This window comes from Actinoplanes sp. M2I2 (assembly GCF_023544445.1).
In the GTDB taxonomy this organism is placed as follows: Bacteria; Actinomycetota; Actinomycetes; order Mycobacteriales; family Micromonosporaceae; genus Actinoplanes.
In genome coordinates, this window is sequence record NZ_JALPVJ010000012.1 from 215,907 (window position 1) to 235,772 (window position 19,866).

Annotated in this window: 11 protein-coding genes; 2 read left to right on the forward strand and 9 right to left on the reverse strand. The window is 74.1% G+C overall.

What is annotated here, in order from left to right:
* Nucleotides 1-19: 19 nt before the first annotated feature.
* On the reverse strand, nt 20-457 hold the full coding sequence (locus HJC40_RS25675) for a hypothetical protein (protein ID WP_250004308.1): 438 nt from the start codon (nt 455-457) through the stop codon (nt 20-22).
* A gap of 128 nt (nt 458-585) precedes the next feature.
* Nucleotides 586-1,551 (reverse strand): pirin family protein, encoded by a 966-nt coding sequence (locus tag HJC40_RS25680; protein WP_250004310.1) that lies wholly within the window; start codon nt 1,549-1,551, stop codon nt 586-588.
* Between the two features lie 858 nt (nt 1,552-2,409).
* Between HJC40_RS25680 and HJC40_RS25685 the strand changes: the two genes are divergently transcribed.
* On the forward strand, nt 2,410-10,095 hold the full coding sequence (locus tag HJC40_RS25685; protein WP_250004312.1) for a hypothetical protein: 7,686 nt from the start codon (nt 2,410-2,412) through the stop codon (nt 10,093-10,095).
* On the opposite strand, the gene HJC40_RS25690 is transcribed toward HJC40_RS25685, so the two are convergent.
* From HJC40_RS25690 to HJC40_RS25720, 7 genes are all read right to left on the reverse strand, one after another.
* Complete coding sequence (locus HJC40_RS25690; RefSeq protein ID WP_250004314.1) at nt 10,079-11,140, reverse strand: GGDEF domain-containing protein; 1,062 nt, start codon at nt 11,138-11,140, stop codon at nt 10,079-10,081. The two genes, HJC40_RS25685 and HJC40_RS25690, sit on opposite strands and share 17 nt — an antisense overlap.
* A 516-nt stretch (nt 11,141-11,656) precedes the next feature.
* The gene (locus HJC40_RS25695) at nt 11,657-12,547 is read right to left on the reverse strand and encodes a DMT family transporter (RefSeq protein ID WP_250004315.1); all 891 of its coding nucleotides are present in this window, start codon (nt 12,545-12,547) and stop codon (nt 11,657-11,659) included.
* Nucleotides 12,544-13,728, reverse strand: coding sequence for an ABC transporter permease (locus HJC40_RS25700; protein WP_250004317.1), 1,185 nt, complete (start codon nt 13,726-13,728; stop codon nt 12,544-12,546). Before HJC40_RS25700 ends, HJC40_RS25695 begins: the two co-directional genes overlap by 4 nt.
* Nucleotides 13,725-14,408: an ABC transporter ATP-binding protein gene (locus HJC40_RS25705; RefSeq protein ID WP_250004319.1), complete on the reverse strand. Its 684-nt coding sequence runs from the start codon at nt 14,406-14,408 to the stop codon at nt 13,725-13,727. Before HJC40_RS25705 ends, HJC40_RS25700 begins: the two co-directional genes overlap by 4 nt.
* Nucleotides 14,405-15,766 (reverse strand): efflux RND transporter periplasmic adaptor subunit, encoded by a 1,362-nt coding sequence (locus tag HJC40_RS25710; protein ID WP_374272720.1) that lies wholly within the window; start codon nt 15,764-15,766, stop codon nt 14,405-14,407. The genes HJC40_RS25705 and HJC40_RS25710 overlap by 4 nt, the downstream gene beginning before the upstream one ends.
* Nucleotides 15,767-15,827: 61 nt before the next feature.
* The gene (locus HJC40_RS25715; RefSeq protein WP_250004323.1) at nt 15,828-16,565 is read right to left on the reverse strand and encodes a L,D-transpeptidase; all 738 of its coding nucleotides are present in this window, start codon (nt 16,563-16,565) and stop codon (nt 15,828-15,830) included.
* Nucleotides 16,566-16,697: 132 nt separating this feature from the next.
* Nucleotides 16,698-17,723: a CAP domain-containing protein gene (locus HJC40_RS25720; protein WP_250004325.1), complete on the reverse strand. Its 1,026-nt coding sequence runs from the start codon at nt 17,721-17,723 to the stop codon at nt 16,698-16,700.
* A 304-nt stretch (nt 17,724-18,027) separates the two neighbouring features.
* Here HJC40_RS25720 and HJC40_RS25725 point away from each other — a divergent pair, with 304 nt between their 5' ends.
* Nucleotides 18,028-19,701: an acyltransferase gene (locus HJC40_RS25725; RefSeq protein ID WP_250004327.1), complete on the forward strand. Its 1,674-nt coding sequence runs from the start codon at nt 18,028-18,030 to the stop codon at nt 19,699-19,701.
* Nucleotides 19,702-19,866: the final 165 nt, after the last annotated feature.

Here is a 19,866-nt window from a genome sequence, read left to right on the forward strand (position 1 = left end):
CGGCGCGAGCTCCGCCCCGTCAGATGCGGCCGTCGGACGTGAACGGGCCGACGCGGGCCGGAAGGACCAGGCCGGACGCGGCCAGCGCCATCAGGAGGTCGTGGAGCTGGCGGCGAGTGAGAGTCTCGTACAGGCTTATCTCGGGGTGCGGGACGCCGAGCGCCCGGGCCGCGTCGACCGCGCGGGCCCCGATGGCGGCCTCGATCGCCCACAGGCGGTGGGCCCGCATCGCCAGATGGGCCGAGGCGGTCAGCTCGCTGTGCAGGCGCAGCAGGCGGCGCAGGTCGGCCGCGAGCTGCTCGATGGGCGGGCCTAAGGGCTGCGGCGGCTGCGGCCGGGACGCCTCCCACCGATCGGCGATGGCGCCGCACCACTTGGGCGCCCACACCACGACCGCGCCGAGCAAGGTCGGCGTGGCCACGATCAGAGCGAGCTTTCCCACATCCCAGACGTCCACTGATGCTCCTCGACTACGGCGGACAAGGCCGTACCTCGACCATCCGTCCGAGCGGGACCAGCGTCAACCCGATTGCCACCGGCACCGCACCCGTGGTGCGTCACGTGCGAAAACTCGACCCCATCGGGTTATCCCGCGGGAAACCGGACACGGCCGCGCGGCACCAGCCGGGAGATCGGCAGCGCCGGGGCGGGCAGGGGCGCGCCGTCGTAGCCGCGCACCTCGCCGAAGCGCGGGGTGCGGTCGGACCAGTCGGCTCGCATCTGGACGATCTCGTCGTGGTCGCGGGCCACGAAATTCCACCACATGACCAGGCGCTCCTCGAACGGCTCGCCGCGCAGCAGGAGCAGCCGGAACGCCGACCCGGTGGCCACGGCGACGGAGGTGCGGCCCGAGCCGAGGTAGAGCAGCGGGCCGGGTTTGAGCGTGACGCCGTCGATCACCGGAGCACCGTCGAGCGCGAGGAGGGCGTACTCGAAATCGGGTCTCAGCGGCAGGGTGGCCTGGGCGGAAGCCGCCAGAGCGAGCTCTGCCCCGACCAGCGGGGTGTGGCACCGGGCGGGCGACGTCGCGCCGGCGAACTCACCCATGAGGACCGTGGCGGTGAAGCCGGCCCCGTCGACGACGGGCAGATCGGCGTGATGGGCGAAGGCCGGTGGCATGTCGCGCGCCGCGTGCGGCAGCGCGACCCAGAGCTGGACGCCCTGGAGCACCGGGGTGTGCTCGGGCGGGGTCTCCTCGGAGTGGGAGATGCCGCCGCCGGCGGTCATCAGGTTGAGCTGACCGGGGCGGATCTCCTGGCGGTGACCGAGGCTGTCGCGGTGCAGCACCTCGCCGGCGAGCAACCAGGTCACGGTCTGCAGGCCGGTGTGCGGGTGCGGGCCGACGCGCATGCCGCCGGAGCCGGCGAGATCGTGCGGGCCGTAGGCGTCGAGGAAGCACCAGGCCCCCACCATGCGGCGCTGGCGGTTGGGCAGGGTGCGGGTGACGGCGAAGCCGCGGGGGCCGCCCAGCGCGACGGGGGCGCCCTCGAGCAGCTCCAGGGCGGCCGGCGCGGACAGACCGACCTCGGGATCCGCTTCGAAGCTGCTCACCCCCGGGACGCTACCCCTGTCCTGTGACAGAAAGAGCGGTGACGAAAAGCAGCGGAACGGCGACGGGGCGAACCCCGCCGCCGTTCCGGTCCCGGCACTACCGCGCAGGCACGACCTCACACCGGCATGGGGGGCAGACCGGTGGGAGCGTTCGCGTTACTTGTGCGCGGCGGCGGCCATCAGAGACGGGGGCGGCGGCCGCCGGCCGGGGAGTTGAGGGTCTCGAGCGTCCAGACGTCGAGGCGGCGCAGGGCCGCCCGCCAGGTGGCGCGTACGGCGCCGAGTTCGAGGCGCGGCATGATCCGCTCCTTTCGATCGGTGTCGTGGCTCCACCCGGGACTCCGTCGTCCCGGGCGCTCCTCCACCGTGACATCCCATACCACCTTGATCCGTTTGCGGGGAGCGTGTGATGCGCCACTGCCGGGCGCGGAGTTACCCGTCCGTATCGCCGGACCGGGTTTAAGACTTGCTTAAGTTCGGCGCGCCCGGCTCGGTGACCTGACGTTTCGCCGGGCGAACGGTGTGTAGATCAGCCGACCGCGTTTGAACTGTTCGCCGCTGGTCCGCGTACTCTCCGCCGACGAAGAGACACGGCGGAGCAACGAGCCGGCACCCGAGCCCGGGTCCGGCGCCGGGGCGACGCCGCGGGAAGCGCCCGGCCGGGTGCTGGCGCGGCCCGCAAATCCGTGGTTAACCTTCCACATCCACCGCGTGGGAGGGGATGATCCGGGCACGCGTGACGAACGGGGGGCGAGGCATGCGGCTATGGGGTGAGGGGCACTCTCCCTGGCGCCGTTCCCACGCTCCCGGCCGGTCTGTTCGTCAGCACCGCCGTGGACGCCGCTCCGGAGCCGCGGCATGAGCTTCGAGGACGACGAGTACTGGGACGACGAATACTCCGAGTACTCGATCATGCCGCAGTCCGCCGTCGTTCAGGAACACCAGTACGAGCGGCGCGACAGCCCGGCGCCGATCATCCCGACCCGGCGCGGCGGCCCGGACGATCCCGCCGACGAGCTGGCCGCCCGGCGGCGCCGTCGCACGGAGAGCACCGGTGGCGAGCCGCGTCCCCGGGCCGCCTTCGACGGGCAGCGCCCGAGCTGGCTCGACGACCCCGACTTCGCCCCGGTCGACACGTCACAGCCCAACCTGGCCGGCGACGACTTCGGCGACGTCGACTTCAACCGGCCCGAGCTGGGCGCCGACTTCGACGCGCCGGACACGTTCGCCGACACTGCTCAGCGCCGGCACAACGACCGTTACGACCCGAACGACGACATCGACGAGCCGTTCGACCACCGCGACCTGGTCGCCTACGGCCACGGCCCCGACCCGGGCGTCAAGACCGTCAGCCGCAGCGACGACGAGGAGCGCCCGGCCGGCCGGTGGCGCCGCCGGCCCGTCCGCGACGACCAGCCCCGGCGGTCCACTCCGGAACGCCGCCCCCACCGCGAGGAGGAGCACCCGGCTGCGCCCCCGGCGGCGGCCAGCGGGCGGGCCCGCGTACCCGAGGCACGCCCCGAGGACCCGCACAACCTGTACCGGCGCCCGGCCGCCCGCCGCGACGACGCCTACGACTACGACGATCGGCCGCGCCGTTCCTACCCCGAGCCGCATCCGGACGACGCGGTGCGCTCGGGCGGGCGCGCGGCGATGCTCTGGGACGAGCCGGCGGCGCCGCAGCGCGGCTACGAGCCCGAGGACCCTCGCGACCGCCGGCGCTCCGGGCGGCGACGCCCCGACGCGTACGAGTACGACGAGCGCCGCCCCGAGGCCCCGCGCGAGCCGCGCCGCCGCGACGACCAGGGCGACCCGCGCCGCGCCGAACGATACGAGGAGCGCCTCCGGCGGCCCGACGAGGCCGACGAGCGCCGTGGCCGGACGGCCGCGCGCGACGAAGCCCCGCGCACGATCGAAGGCGAGATCCTCGACGAACGGGCGCCGCGCACCATCGAGGGCGAGATCGTCGACGACCGCCGCCGCCCCGTCCGCGACGACCGCCGGCCGGCCGCGGCCCGGACCTGGGACGACCGGCAGGGCTGGGTCGAGGACGAGCGCTGGAACGACGCCCGTCCGGTCGGTGGTCAGGGCTGGGCCGAGGAAGCTCCCCGGACGACCGGCCGCGCCCGCGTCGAACCCGCCGCCGACGTTCCGGCCTGGGCCGGGGAACGCCCGCCGGCCGACGCCCCGGACTGGTCCACGGCCGGACCGGCCCCCGACGCTCCCATCCGGTCCACTGCCGGACCGGTCGCTGACGCTCCGGCGCGGGCCGAGGACCGTACGGCCGCCGACGCTCCGGCCTGGGCCGAGGACAGCCGTGCGGCCGACGCTCCGGCCTGGGCCGAGGACAGCCGTGCGGCCGACGCTCCGGCCTGGGCCGAGGACAGCCGGGCTGCCGACGCTCCGGCCTGGGCCCAGGAGGGTACGGCTGAGCGGGAGTCGGTCGCGGCTCCGGCCGCCGGGCCGCTGGTCGAGGTGGAGTCCGCGGAGGATCGCGCCGCCGCCGAGGCGGCCGGTCCGCGGGTGATCAGCAAGGCCACGCCGCCGGCCGTGCCGCGGGTGGTCGGCAAGGAAGAACCGCCGCCCCCGCCGCGCGTCGTCAAGAAGACTGATCCGCCGGCCACGCCCCGCGTCGTCGACAGCCACGCGCCTGTCCCCGCGGCGCGAGTGGTCAGCCCTCCCCCGGCGCCGGTGACGCCGGTGGCTCCGGGCGTGGCCGCCGCGGCCGCACCGGGCGCGTCGGCACCGGAGGCACCCGGCCAGGCCACCCGTGCCTCGGTTCCGCCACAGGGGCCCGGACGGGCACCGGTCGACCCGGCTCAGGACGGTCGCACCCCGATCCCGCCGCAGCCGGTCGGCTCGCCCCGGATCGGCCGTGTTCCGGCCCCGCCGGCCGCCGGCGGTCAGCCCTCCGGGCACCCGGGCGCACCGGTCGCTCGCGGGCCCAGGCCGGGCGACGTCCACTCCCCCGCCCCGGTTCCGCCCCAGCCGGGCCAGGGTTCGTGGCCCGCGACGGCCCCCGGCACGCGGCCTTCGCCGGCCGGTCAGGAGCCGGCCGCGCCGCAGGCTCCGGGTGACCCGTCGCTCGCGGCCACCGATCCGCGGCTGCAGGTGCCCGGTCAACGCTCGCGCCGCAGCCCGCGCACGGCGCACGTGTTCCTCTCCGAGGGCGACGACCCGTGGGCGATGGTCGCGGACGAGGCGCCGCCCGCCGCGCTGCCGAGCGGCGGTCTCGGTCGTCCGGTGTCTCCGGGCGCGCCCGGCCTGACGCCCGGTCCGACCGGTGGACCGACGGCCCCGCCGTGGGACCCGACACCGGGCGAGGCATCGCACCCGCTACCGCGGAGCGGTCCGCAGGGCGGGATGCCGCCCGGTGCCCGGCCGGGCGCCGGCGCGCACGCCCCGGCGCCCGCCTCGTACAACCCGCCCCCGCCGGCGGTCGGTCCCACGCCTGTGTCGGAGGCACCGCGTGGGGTCCAAGGTCCGCTCGCGCCGGCCGCGCCGCAGCATGGCGATCATCCCGGCCCGCCCACCGCGGCACGACCGGGCACACCGCAGCCGGCCGCGCCGCCGGTCACCCCCGTGTTGCCGATCAAGCAGCACTCCACACCCGTACAGCCGGCGGCGCCCCGACCGGTGCCGCCCCCGCCGAATCTGCGCCCCGCCCCGGCGGCTCCTCAGGACCAGGCTCCTGGCGGTCCCCTTCCGCCGTACGGCTACCCGGCCGCTCGGCCGGACGCCGACCGCGCTCAGCCCGATCGTCACGTCGCCGAGCAGCCCGGGCCGCCGCCGAGCAGCCAAGCCCAGCCGTCCCTGGACGAGCACGCCTCGACGCACCACAAGCCGGGCGACTTCTTCCGCCGTGCGGTGGACAAGCTGTTCGGCGGGTCGTCCGGCCACGACGCGGACAAACACAGTCATCCGTCCGACCAGCAGTCGCTCGCGGCCCGGCCGGACGAAAGTTGGCCGCCCGCCGACTATCGCGTCCCGGGCCGGCCGGCACAGGGGCAGACAGCCGAACCCTCGGCCGCTCAGCAAGAGTTCGAACAGCACGCGCGGGCCCAGGCGGCCGACCGGACCGCCCCCGCCTCGCCGACGCCGGACCAGCACGCACCCGGCCGGCGCGGGCCGGGTCACGACGCCCCTGGCCGGCCGGAATCCCTTGACCACGGGTACGGCCGGCCAGCACCGGGTCACTATGTCCCTGCCCAGCCTGCGCCGGGTGACCACACGCACGCGCCGGGTCAGGCCGTGGCGAACGAACAGTTCAGCGGCCAGCCCGGACCGGATCGGTACGCCCCCGGACATCCCACACCGACCGACCACCCGGGCCACCACACTTTCGACGAACAGTCGCGGGACCAGCGGACGCCGGGCCAGCACGCGCCCGACGGCCACGGGCGCGGTCGGCAGACGTCGGATCGGCACGCCTCTGGGATGCAGGCGTCCGGGCCGAGCACGCCAGACCTCCGCATCCCGGGTCAGCACGCGCCCGGACACCTCCCTGGTCAGCACGCGAGCGAGACCACGGTCGAAGCATCTGCTGCGAGTCAGGGCCCGCTTGACCAGGCCGTACCCGGTGCTCACGCGCGTCTTCCGCATCCGCTCGGCGAAGATGGGCCCGGTCGGCAGGCGCCGGGTTCGCACGCGCCCAGCCGGCAAGCGGCAGATCAGCACCCGTCGAACCCGGACGCGTTCAGCCGGAACACGCACGACCGGCAAGCGGCGAACCGGCACTCGCCGGTTCCAGACGCATCAACCGCCTCTCCGGGCGGCTCGCAGGCGACGAGCCAGCCCACGCCGCGCCAAGCCGCTTTCGGCGAACGCACGGACGACCCGCAGGCGACGAGCCCGCACCGGCTCAGCGAGCATGGGCCGACGGGCGACCTGCTCACGCCACGGGCGCCGCAGCAGCCGGGGCCCGGTCGGAGCGCGTCTCGGCCCGAGGCGCCGGATCAGCATGCGGCGGGGCCGCCGGCACCTGGGCGTCACGCGCCCGACCAGCCCGCGGCCGGGCGTCACACGTCCGCGCGGCCCGAAGCCGGCCATCGGCCCGAAGACCGGACCGGGGCAGCACCGGCGGCCGAATCGCCGTGGGCACCGGCTCCGCGTGACACGGCCGGGGCGGGGCGTCCGGATTCACCGGCTTCCGCGCCGGCGAGTGCGCCGCGCGGAGATGAGGCACCGGCGACACCGGGGCATCCCGCACCGGACCAGGCCACCTCCTGGCAGGTGAGCACTCCCCCGCCACACCACCACCTGCCGACCCAGCCGCCGGCGTCGCCGGGGCAGGCCGACACACCGCCCACAGCTCCCCTGACGGGCGGCAGCAGGCACGCGGGCCAGCCGCGCCCCGCGTCGTCGCCGGACGCGGGCGACGGTCTCGCGCCGCAGCCGACGGGCGATTTGCCGCAGCCGCGACCGGACCTGCCACCGACCCGGTCCGTGGCCTCGCCGCCGCAGCCGGCGGAAGCTCCTCAGTCGCCGGCCGCCAACGCCGGGCGCGGCACGTCCTCGAAGATCACGTTCCCGTTGGCGCCTCGATCGGCGACGCCGGGCACCGGGGCCGATCCCTCCCTCGCCGAAGCAGGCCGGCGCGGCCCGGAAGTGCCCGCTCAGCGACCGCCGGCGGAAAGCCCGCTCACGCACCCGACGCCCGCACCGCGACAGCCGGCGGCTGACGACTCGGCCGCCTCCTGGCCGGCACCGCGACAGTCAGCGGCTGACGACCCGGCCGCCTCGGGGCCGATGCCGGACGGCCGGACGGCAACCCCGGCCCCGCCGTGGCCGGCCGCCAACGGCCAGATCAGCGCACCGGCGCCACAGCGGCCCGCGACGGACAGTCACGTCGCGAGCCCCACACCGCCCCGGCCCGCGACAGACGAGCACGTCACGGCTGTCACACCGTCGCCCCAGCCTGCGGCAGACACCCACCTCACGACCACCACGCCGTCTTGGCCTGCGGCCGACGGTCACGTCCCGACACCGCCGCCGGCCCCACGATCGACGGCGCCTCTGGCCTGGCCCGCGGCGGACGGCCCGATTCCCGCGCAGGCGCCTCAGGAGTCCGCACCGGACAACCGCGAGTCGCCGCGGTCGACGGCTGACGCCGGCCACGAGCGGGTGGCCGACAAACTCGCGCCCGTTGACGTGGTCAGCAGGCCGACGGCAAACTCCTCGGCCCCGGATTCGCGGCACGAGGGACCGACGGCGCGCTCCGCCCCGGACTCGCGACACCAAGAACCGACGGCGCACTCTGCCCCCGACACGCGACACCAAGAACCGACGGCGCACTCTGCCCCCGACACGCGACACCAAGAACCGACGGCGCACTCCGCCCCGGAGCCGCGGCACGAAGGACCGAGCCAGGGCCCGGGTGCTGGCAGCGCGGCGCCGGAAGATCCGGCCCGGTTGGGGGCCCACGCGGCGCCGTACATGGATCCGGACGGGACGCTGCACAACCTGCGGCCGATCGGGCGGCTGGCCGTGTCGGGTCCTGACGCCCCGCAGCGGATCGCGGAGACCACGTTCGGTGGCATGTGGTTCGCCGCTAAGCCCGACGAGGCCGGCGAGGCCCCGGCGACGACTGCGGACGACCGCGTCGTCCAGCCCGGCCCGGTGGAGGGCGCGGGTCCCAATCAGCCCTCGGGAGGCTCCTTCGGGCAGAACGAGCCGCCGGCGGGTCCCGAACAGACGCCGTTTTCGCAGCCGGCGATGCGCGTCTCGCACCCCCACTCGGGTGAGCCGGAGACCCCCGGCGAATCCACGCCTCCGCAGGAGACGCGATCCCCGCGGCTCGACGCCCCTGCCGTGTCTCAGGAAGCGCCGGCCCGGCAGTCCGCAGCTTTCACCCCTCAGTCCGGGGTCCCGGCCTCGCGTCCCGAAGCACACGCTGTTCCCCTGGACACGCAGGCTCAGCAGACAAAAGCAACGGCCCCGCACCCGGACGCGCGGACTCCGCAATCCGAAGCGGCGGCTTCACGCCCCGACGCGCGGACCCCGGGATCCGGAGCTACGACTCTTCCCACGGATGCGCGGGCTTCACTGCCCGGAGCCGGCGTCATTCCACCTGACCCGAACGCTTCCCAACACCACCCGATTGCCGTTGCACCGGATGCGAACGCTTCGTGGCCGGCATCAACCGCCGTTGCACCGGACGCGAACGCTCCGCAACATGGAACAAACGCCCCTTCACCGGGACCGAACGCTCCGCAGCACGGAACGATCGCCGTCGCACCGGGCCCACGTGCTCCGCAGCCCGGGGCAGGCGACGTTTCTTCGGTCGCGCAGGCTTCGCATCAGCAGCCGGTCCCCCGGCAGTTCCCGGCAGCGGACCCGAAGCACGAGCCGCGGCTCCTCCCGGAGGCACCGGCGGTTGCGGACGGACTACTTCCGGGTCAGCCGGTCGACGCCCGGGACGGCGTGGTCATCGACCTCGACGTGTCCGACCTGTTCAGGAGCGTGACGGGCCCCGGTGCGCCGCCGGTCGGGGACAACCAGCCGCGGTTGGGCACGACGGGACGGGGTGCGCCGGTCGGGGACGACCAGCCCCAGTTCGGCGCGACGGGACGGGGTGCGCCGGTCGGGGACGACCAGCCCCAGTTCGGCGCGACGGGGAACGGGACACCGGTCGACGCGGCGTCCGTGCGGGCGACGATCGACGAGCGGATGACGGCCCGTCCGGGTGGGCGCGACGCCGTTGCGCCCGTGGCCGAGCCGGAGAAGGAGCGTCCCGCGCTCTCCGCTGCTGACCTGGAAGCGATTCGGTGGCGGCTCGACGGCGGCACCCTGCGCGAGGTCGTCCAGAACCGGGACGCGCTGCGGGATCTGGGGGAACGCCTCGACGGGCCGCTCGCCGACGAGGTCGACAACGTCGCCAAGGCGGGGTTGCTCAGCGTGCGCGCCGAGGTCTACCGCCTGCTGGGTGAGCTGGGTATGGCCGCCGCGGCCAGCCGGTTGGCTCTGGCCCACGCCGAGTCCGCGCGGGATCTGCAGTCCGAGGTGATCGCGCAGGCCGAGCTGGCGCACATCCTGCGGCTGCGGGGCGACTTCAAGGAGGCCGACCGGCTGTTCGCGAAGGCCACCGGCGCCGCGGTGCCCGAGACCCTGCGCAGCGTGGTGCACGAGAACGCCGGCCGGTCCTGCTTCGACCAGGGGCGGCACATGGAGGCTCTCGATCACTTCGCCCGGGCCGTACGACTCGGCCGGACGGAGGACACCGAACTCGCGGCGCGGGTCGGCGTCTGCCTGGAAGCCGTCTACATCCACGTGCTGCGCGACGGCTGGGGACCCTATCCCCGCACCCGCGAGGACATCCTGGGCGTCGGCAAGACCGCGGAACAGGCGTCGGCCGGATCGGGCGCGCATGAGGCGCCGGCCGGATCGGGCACGCATGAGATGCCGGGCGAATCAGGCGCGCATGAGGCGCCGGCCGGGCCGGGCGCGCATGAGATGCCGGGCGAATCAGGCGCGCATGAGGCGCCGGCCGGGCCGGGCGCGCTCGACGAGGTGACCGCCGAGCAGCCGGTCATCCCGCCGCGCTGATCTCGCTGGGCCACCCGGAGCTCTGCCGGGGCGCCGGTGGTCGGGCCATCGCCGTACGTCCCCGCCCGTTCTGTTTGGCCTCGTAGAGGGCGGCGTCCGACGCGGCCCGCAGTTCCTCGGCGGTGGCCGCGTGGTCGGGCAGCACGGCGATGCCGATGCTCAGTCCCGGCGGCCCGCACGGCAGCCCTTCGACGGCGTCGAGCACGGCGCGCACCTCGTCGGCGGCCCGGCCGGCGCTGACCCGGTCGGTGCGCAGCAGCACGACGAACTCGTCCCCGCCGAGCCGGGCCACCACGTCGTCCTCGCGGCGCGCGATCACCCGCAGCGAGTTGGCGACGACCTGGATCGCCTGGTCGCCGACGCCATGCCCGTACGTGTCGTTGATCTTCTTGAAGTAATCGATGTCGACCGAGATCAGGGCCAGGGGTTCGCCGCCGCGCCGGGCCCAGGTGACCGCGCGGGGCAGTTGCTCGTCGAAGAACCGGCGGTTCCCGACCCCGGTGAGCGAGTCGGCGAGCGCCTGCGCCTCGAGGACCTGGCGCAGCCGGTCGTTGCGGTTGCGCAGCGACGCCACGACGAACGAGGTGAGGCTCAGGGCCACCGTCACCGAGATCCAGTCGGAGAGGGCCTTGGCCGGGATCAGCGTGGAGAACGCGACCGCCGCGTGACCGGAAGAGATCAGCGCGAGGGTGGCTGTCGTCATGCGGTGGCTGAGGAAGTTGGCGGCGTACAGCACCGGCCACAGGTAGAACAGCTGAGCGCCGGCGCTGGCGTCGCGGGAGGCGTAGTTCATCCCGGCGATGATCAAGGTGGCGACGAACGGGACCAGCAGCCACCAGATGCGCGGGATCCACCCCGGGCGCCACAGCGCGGCCGACCCCATCGCCGCCGTGAAGGCGCAGGTCAGCGAGATGGCGATGACCCAGGCGAGCGGGTGTTCGTCGGGCAGCACGATGCCGGTGAGGAAGACGACGGGAGCGGCGGCCAGCATCAGATACGCGACGCTGTGGGTTGCCCCCTGCTCGTCGCGGAGCTGATAGCGCACCGTCGGCCGACCTCCTTCGCTTATCGGACCGTTCGGCCACGTCCGCGGATACTTGAGCTTCCACCCGCGCCTGTTTCCGGGCGATGCTCCCACCTGTGTCGGAGCCAAGCGCACGCCTGACTCCCGGCGGGGTAGGTCGCTGACTCATGCGGCGTAAATCGCCTGACCTCAAGCGGGGTAAGCCGCTCGACCCACGCGGGGTGATCGCCTGGCCAAAGTGCGGTAGCCGCTCGACCCAGGCGGGATGAACCGCCTGGGCCCAAGCGCGGTAGCCGCTCGACCCAAGCGGGATGATCCCCCTGGCCCCAAGCGCAGTAGCCGCTCGACCCAGGCGAGGTGAATCCCCTGGCTCAAGCTGGGTAGGCCGCCCGACTCAGTCGGGGGTAAATCGCCTGACCGAAGCCGAGTGTGTCGCCTGATCTCGGGGCGGGTGAGTCACCTGATCTCGGGACGGGGGTGAGTCGCCTGATCTTGGGCGGGGTGAGTCGCGGCGGCGGTTGGGCATGCCGCGTCCGGTTACTCGGCTGCGGTAGGCGCTGGACCGGCCGATGAGACCGCCGGCCGGGTGCGGTCGCGCCGGGCCAGGGTCACGCCCGCGCTGGCCAGGGTCACCAGGACCAGCGCGACGATCTCGGCCCAGCCTAGACGCTGGCGCAGAATGATCAGGCCGGCCACGGCGGCGGCCGCGGGCTCGAGGCTCATCAGGATGCCGAAGACGCGGGTGGGGATGTGGCGCAGCGCGTTGATCTCGAGGCCGTAGGACAGTACGGAGGACAGCAGGGCTACGGCCACCGCGCCGATCAGCAGGGACGGGTGGTCGATCACGCCCACGGCCCCGCCGGCCCCGAAGGGCAGGGCCAGCATCGCGCCGACCGCGAGGGAGACGGCGAGTCCGCCCGTGCCGGGGACGAGGCCGCCGAGCCGGGCGCTGAGCACGATGTAGGCCGCCCAGAACAGCCCGGCCACGAACGCGAGCACGAGGCCGCTCGTCGGGGCGCCGGCCCCGCTGTCAAAGCCGAGCAGAAGCACCCCGGCGGCCGCGAGCCCGGCCCAGCACAGGTCGAGCAGGCGCCGGGTCTGGACGACGGCGAGCAGCAGCGGGCCGAGGAACTCGACGGTGACCGCGATGCCGAGCGGGACGGTGGCCAACGCTAGATAGAAGATCAGGTTCATGCCGGCCATCGCGATGCCGAGCAGGATCGCGGCCCGCCACGCGGCGGGCGTCCAGGAGCGGACCTTGGGGCGGGTGACCGCCGCGAGGATGATCGCGGCCAGCGCCAGGCGCAGGAAGGTCACGCCGGTGGCGCCGAGCTCGTCGAAGAGACCGGCGGCGATGGCGCTGCCCACCTGCACCGACGCGATGGCCGTCAGCACCATGAGAGGCGCCGGCGCGTTGAACCTGGTCACTCGGTGCGCAACGCGACGACGGGGTCGAGGCGACCGGCCCGCTGGGCCGGGACAACCCCGAAGACGATGCCCACGACGGCCGAGACCCCGAAGGCCAGCGCCAGCGACCACCACGTGATGGCCGCGGGCACCGGGGAGAACGCGTCGACCAGGATCGCCGACGTGACGCCCAGGGCCATGCCGAGGATGCCGCCGATGGTGGTGAGCAGCACCGCCTCGAGCAGGAACTGCACGCCGATGTCGCGCGGGCGGGCGCCGACGGCCTTGCGCAGGCCGATCTCCTTGGTGCGTTCGCGGACCGAGACCAGCATGATGTTGGAGACGCCGACGCCGCCGACGAGCAGACTGATGCCGGCGATCGCGGCGAGCACGCCGGTGAGCACCCCGAGGATGTCGCCCAGCACGCCGAGGATCTGTTCCTGGGTGACCGCGCTGAAGTCGGAGTCGGGGTGGCGCTCGGTCAGCGTGTCGACCACGGACGTGCTGAGCTGGTCGATGCGTTCGCGGTCGGGGGCGCGGATGGCCAGGCCGTCGATGCGGTCGGTGCCGAGCAGTCGCTGGGCCGCGGTGACCGGCACATGCACCTCGCTGTCGCGGTCGACGCCGAGGCTCTGCCCGAGCCGCTCGAACGTGCCGATCACGCGGAACCGGACACCGCCGATGGTGATCTGCCGGCCGATCGGGTCGCGGTCGCCGAACAGCGTCGTGGCGGTGCCGGCCCCGAGCACCGCCACCCGGCGGCCGGTCGTCACATCCGTACGGGTCAGGTAGGAACCTCGGTCGAGCCGGCGGACGAAGACGCTCGGCGTGTTCTCGAGGACGCCCTGCATGCTGCCGAAGGCCGAGCGGGAGCCGGCCCGCACGGTCTCCCCCGAGGCGATCGTGGCGGCGACCCGGTCACGGTCGCCGACCACGCGGGCCACCGCTTCGACGTCGTCCAGGGTCATCGTGGAGGCGGCCGGCGCCGAGCCCGCCTCGAGCCGCCCGGGCACGACCAGCAGCAGGTTGGACCCCAGCCCCTCGACCTGCTGCTCGATCTGGCCCTTGGTGCCCGTGCCGATGCCGACCAGCGCGACCACCGCGGCCACCCCGATCACCACCCCGAGCATGGTCAGGACGCTGCGCAGCCGGTTGGCCCGCAGCGCGTCGAGAGCGACCCGCCACGCCTCGGCCAGCCTCATACGGCCGCCTCGGAGACGATCAGGCCGTCGCGCATGACGATCTGGCGGTGGGCCCGCGCGGCCACCTCGCGATCGTGGGTGACCAGCACGACGGCGACGCCCTCGCTGTTGAGCGACTCGAGCAGGGCCAGCACGGACTGGCCGGTGGCCGAGTCGAGGTTGCCGGTGGGCTCGTCGGCCAGCAGCACCGACGGGCCGGTGACCAGGGCCCGGGCGATCGCGACACGCTGCTGCTCGCCGCCGGACATCTGGTTGGGCCGGTGGTCGACCCGGTGGGCCAGCCCGACGCGCTCGAGCATCTCGGTGGCCCGCCGGCGGCGCTCGCGCCGGCCCAGGCCGCGGTAGACCAGCGGCAGGGCGACGTTGTCGCGGGCGGTGGTGCGGGCGAGCAGGTGGAACGACTGGAAGACGAAGCCGATCGTCTCGTTGCGCAGCTTGGCCATCTCGCCCGGGTCGAGCCCGGAGACGTCGCGCCCGCCGATCAGCAGGGTGCCGCCGGTGGGCCGGTCGAGCCCGCCGAGCAGGTGCATGAGCGTCGACTTGCCCGAGCCGGAGGTGCCGACGATGGCCACGTAGTCGGTCGGCTCGATGGTCAGCGACACGCCTCGCAGCGCGGACACGGAGACGCCGTCGAGGTCGTAGGTGCGGCTGACGTCGGTCGCCACGATGGCCGCGGTCATGAGGTCTTGTCACCGGGCTGGATCTCGTCGGCGCCCGAGACCGCGATGCGCTGACCGGCGTCGAGGCCCTCGGTGACCTGGACGACGTCCTCGCCCTGCACGCCGAGCGTCACCGGCACCCGCTCGTAGCTCTCGCCGCGCACCGCCCACACCGTGTCGCGACCGTCGACGTTGATGATCGCCGAGGCCGGCACGGTGACCGCGTCGTCGGCCTCGCGCACCTGGAGGCGGATCACGGCGCTCATGCCGGGCCGGGGCGTCGGCTTGTCCTCGCCCGTGGCCAGATCGAGACGGACCTTGTACGACACACCGCCGCGCGACGAGGTCGTCGGGAGCAGGTCGATGGAGCGCACGGTCGCCTCGTAGCCCGCGCCGGTGGCCGCGTCGAGCTCGACGGTGGCCTTGACCCCGGCCTTGACCAGCAGCACGTCGGTCTCGTCGACCTCGGCGACCAGCCCGAGGCGGCCGACGTCGACCACGGTGAACAGCGGCGTGCCGGCCGCGACGAAGGCGCCCCGGGGCACCGCCGAGTCGACCCCGGGCAGGCTGTTGCCGCTGCCGGCGGCGGGGGCGACCGGGCCGCCGGCGGAGAGCAGGTCGGACAGCGACGAGGCACTGGCCCCGGAGGTGCCGCCGAACTGCACGACCCCGGCGACCGGCGCCCGCAGGGTGAGCGCCTCGACGGCGGCGTCGGCCAGTTCGTACGCCTGCTGGGCCTGCAGGCGCTGCGCGGCCGACAGGGAGTTGACCGCCTCGCCCAGCGACGCCACCCCGCGCTCGACCGAGCGCAGCGAAGCCGCGGCGGCCGCCGACGCGGCTGTGTACTGCTCGTCGGCCGCGTCGATCTGCTTGAGCAGCACCTGACGCAGCTCGGGGTCGGTGATCTTGGCGGCGGCCGCGCGGGCCTCGTCGAAGGCGTCGGCGGCCTGCTTGTCGGTCTGCCGGCGGACGGCGACGAAGCCCGACGTGCCGCCGGACGGGACCCCGCCCCGGGACGCCTCGTCGAGCGCCCGCTCGGCCGACTGCCGCCGCGCCTCGAGCTCGGGGGCGTCGAGCACGGCCAGCACCTGGCCCTTGCTCACCCGGCGGCCCGGCTCGACGCGCAGGTCGTCGAGAGTGCCGGCGGCGGGCGCGCTGACCGTGGCCGCGGCCCGGGCTGTCACCGAGCCCGGCGCCTCGACGATCTCGGCCACCGTGCCCCGCGCGGCCGCGCCGAGGCGGACATCGGTCGGTTCGTCGTCACAGGAGGCGGCGGTCGACGAGACGAGGAAGAGTCCCGCAACGGCGAGCACCAGGGAACGCGGACGGCGACGTGGGAGTTCGGACACGCACGCCACTCTATGTCGGGCCACCGACAAGAAACCGGCGAAGGCGGGCTGCCCAGGGGCAACCCGCCTTCGCCACGCCTCACCGGGCCGATCAGGTGCCCGGCCGGCGCCCGATCAGCTTGACCGTCATGCCGATCTTGCCGACGTTCCAGTACGTCTTGGCGTCGTTCGGCAGCAGGTTGACGCAGCCGTGCGACCCGCGCCACTTGTCGTGGATGTAGGTCGTCGTCTGGTGGAAGCCCTTCCCGCCCTGGAAGCGCTGCCAGTAGGGCAGCCACACCTCGTACGGGTCGGACCACTCCTTCTTGGTGCGCTTGTTGATCTTGTAGGTGCCGGAGGGCGTGCGGTAGTTCTTCATGCCCGTACGGACCACGGTCGGAGCGGTGAACTGCTTGCCGTTCTTCATGATCCACGACGTCTGCTGCGTCAGGTTGACGCAGAACGTGTAGCCCGACTTCTTCGGCTTGCAGGCCTTGAGACTGGTCGCGGCGAGGCGCTTGGCCACGTCGTACGTCGTGGGGCCGGCCAGTCCCGCGGCGGGCTGGATGCCGTACCGCTTCTGGAACTTCTTGATGATCGTGCAGTCGGCGGCGGACTGCTTGCCGTCGACCTTGGTCTTCCCGAAGCCGCCGAACTTGTTGATCAGCCCTTCGACCTGCTTCTGGTACTTCCCGGTGGCGCAACCGGCGGCGGCCTTGGTGACCACCGCCGCGGTGACCGGCGTCCGCGTGGCGGCGCCGGCACCGGCCGGTGCCAGCGCGACCACGCCGAGACCGCCGCCGACCATTGCCGCCAGGGCGGCTCCGGCCGCTACCCGTCTGGATCCCACTGTGGTTCCTCCCCAGGAAACGTGTGCGCACATAGAAGCACAGCTACGCCGCTCACGGCTCCGAGGAAGGGAGCGTGGCGCGAAACCGGTAGGGCAGATCGGCTCGCGCGCACGCCGGTTGAGGAGATGCGATCAGTATCGCGGCGTTGCGAAGTTCTGCACCCAGTACGGGGTGCGGTCGCGGGAGATGGCCAGCCCGACGCCCATCTCGCGCAGCCGGCAGTCGAGGATGTTCTCGCGGTGCGAGCGGCTGTTCATCCAGCCGTCCACCACCTCCCACGGGCTGTCGGCGCCGCGCGCGATGTTCTCGCCGTAGCGCTTCCACCGGTAGCCGGCGTCGCTCACCCGGTCGCCCGCGCGCTCGCCGTTCGGCGACTCGTGGTCGAAGTAGCGGCGGCGGGCCATGTCCGACGCGTGCTGGTTGGCCGCCTTGATCAGGCGGCGGTCCAGGATGAACGGGGCACAGCCGGCCCGCCGCCGGTTCTGGTTGACCAGCACCAGGACCCGCTGCTGCACCGGGGCGGACGGGCTGGCCGAGACGTCCCGGGCGGTCACGGCCTGCCGGGCGGCGGCCAGGACACCGCCCGCGACGCGCTGCTGCCGGGCCGGTCGCTGCTGCTGCCGCTGCTGGGCCGCGCTCTGCTGCTGCTTCTGCCGGGCGGCGCTCTGCTGCTGCCTCTGGCGGGTGGCGCTCTGCTGCTGCTTCTGGCGGGCGGCGCGCTGATCGAGGTGCGGGCGCTGCGGGCTCAGGGGACGCTCGGCGCTCACCGGGCGCTGGGGCTGACGCCCGGCGGCGTCGGGCTGCTGCCGGGATGCGCGGTCGCGCTGCTGAGGACGTACGCGGTCATCGCGCCGGGCGTCGTCGTCGAGCCGCGGGCGCTCGGCCGGGCCGCGATCCGCGAACGGCTCACCGAAGGCCCGGTCGTCGCCGTGGAAGTCGTCGTCCCGGAAGTCGCCGTCGCCGAAGTCGTCATCGTGAAAGTCACCACCGCGGTAGTCGTGCCGGTCGGCGCGGTCGTCGCCGAACAGGCTCGGCCACCAGAAACTGGTCCAGCCCGGCGAGTCCGGCCTCTCGTCGGCGGCCGCCGAGGTCGCCACGACGCCGCCCGCGAGCAGAAGCGCCGCCGCCGCTGAGACCACCACGACTGGTTTCCGCATGCCCCGTAATCCCCATATCTCCCCGGGCCACCCGGCCGCTCCGGGTCACCTCCACCGGGAGTCAACGTCACAAACCGGGCACGGTCACTTCCGAAATCGTGGTCGCTGCCGGCGCGACAACGGCCGGCATCGCTGCCAATCCTGCGTCCAACTGCGGTTTCACTGTCTCCGGCCGCAGCACGGGCGTCGCACAACCGCACAGACAATTCGGACAGTTCATGCGTACGGGGTAGTCCGGGGGTTTCGTTGTTGCCGTCCGCGCGGAGGTCGTCGCGACCCCGATCAGGATGGCAACCTCGTCGCGGTGCGCAATCGCTACCTGGATCTGCTCCGTGCCGCCGCAATTGTCCGGGTGATCGTCTACCACCTGTTCGGATGGCCCTGGCTCTCCGTCGTCCTGCCCGCGATGGGCGTCATGTTCGCCCTGGCCGGGTCGCTCACCGCCGCCTCACTGTCCAAGCGGGACGCCGGTCAGGTGGTGGTCTCCCGCCTGCGCCGCCTGCTCCCGCCCCTGTGGCTGCTGGGCGTGATCGCGGTGCCGGTCATGCTGGTCGCCGGCTGGGCCACGGAGAACGACGGCGAGCACCCGTTCAACCCGGCCACCCTGGCGTTCTGGATCCTGCCGATCGGCGACCCGCCCGGCAGCGACCAGGCCATCGACGTCTGGGAGCCGCTCTGGTATCTCCGCGCGTACCTCTGGTTCGTCCTGTTGTCGCCGGTGCTGTTCGCCCTGTGGCGGCGGATCGGGTGGGCCACCGTGGCGCTCCCCCTGGTGCTCATGGCCGTGCTGGACGTCACCGGCTTCGAGCTTCCCGACACCGCCGACTCGGCGCTGTGGGACTTCGTCACGTACGGGGCGTGCTGGATCGCGGGTTTCGCCCACCACGACGGCCGGCTGGCCCGGCTGCGGCCCTGGGTGGCGTTCCCGGTCGCGCTGGCCCTCGGGGCGGGTGCGGCCTACTTCGCGCACGACTACGGCAGTTTCGACCTCAACGAGGTGGCCGAGTCGCAGGCCCTGTGGTCGCTGGCCTTCGTGCTGGTAGTGCTGCGCTGGCAGCCGCCGATGGGCTGGCTCGCCCGGATCAAGCCGCTCGACCACGCCGTCTCCGTCATCAACGCGCGAGCCGTGACGATCTACCTGTGGCACAACACCGCGATCGCGGCGGTGTGGCCGGTGCTGACCGTGCTCGCGCTCGGCGACCTGGGCGACCGCCTGAGCCCGGTGTCCGACCTGGCGGTGGCGCTGGCGCTGACGCTCGGGGCGATGGTCGCCTTCGGCTGGGCCGAGGACGTCGCCGCCCGGCGCCGCCCGCGCCTGTGGCCGAGCACGGGCCGAGCGGCCACCCCGCCGCCGGAGAACGCGCCGCGCGAAGCGATCGCGCCGGACCGGCCGGCCGCGATGGCCCGGTCGTCGGCTGCCGCCGCGATGGCCCGGACACCGGCGAATTGGCCGCCGATCCCCCGCGGCACCGGTGGGGACGCCGCTGCGGGCGGGAACGCCGCGACGGCTGTCGACGACCCGGCGGAGAGGCGGGGTGGGACAGCGGACCTGTCCGGTCACGCCGTGGGCGAGGGCGGCGCCGAGCCGGATGGCCGCCACCAGTCGCCGGGCGGGGCCGGGCAGCTCGACCCGGGACTGCTGCGGCGCGATCCGGGGCCGCTGCGGCGCGATCCGGGACTGCCGGTGGCGGGTCGGCGGGTGGATCCGCTCGACAGCGGTACGCCGGCTCGCGATCCGTTCCCGCCGGGCGGGCCGGCTGGTGGTTCGTTCGCGCCGGGCGGGCCGACCGGCGACTCATTCAGCGCGGATGGGTCGGCCGAAGATCCGTTCAGCGCGGGTGGGCCGGCCGGAGATCCGTTCATCGGCGAAATGCCGGCTCGCGATCCGCTCGACGCCGGCGGCCCGGTGCGCGGGAAGCCCGACTGGTTCGGCGGTGGGCGTCGTCCGGATCATGACCCCGAGCGCGAGGAGCCGTGACGTGATCTTGCTGGGGGGGGTCGCGCGGCCATCCCGAGCCCCCTCCCACAGGGCCTGAGATTAGGCCGTTCGGCCGGGGGTGGCTCAGTTGTCCACAGGCGGGCGGGCACGGGGAATCGACGCATCCACAGAAAGCGACGCACCCCCTCCACCCGTGTGAAGCAT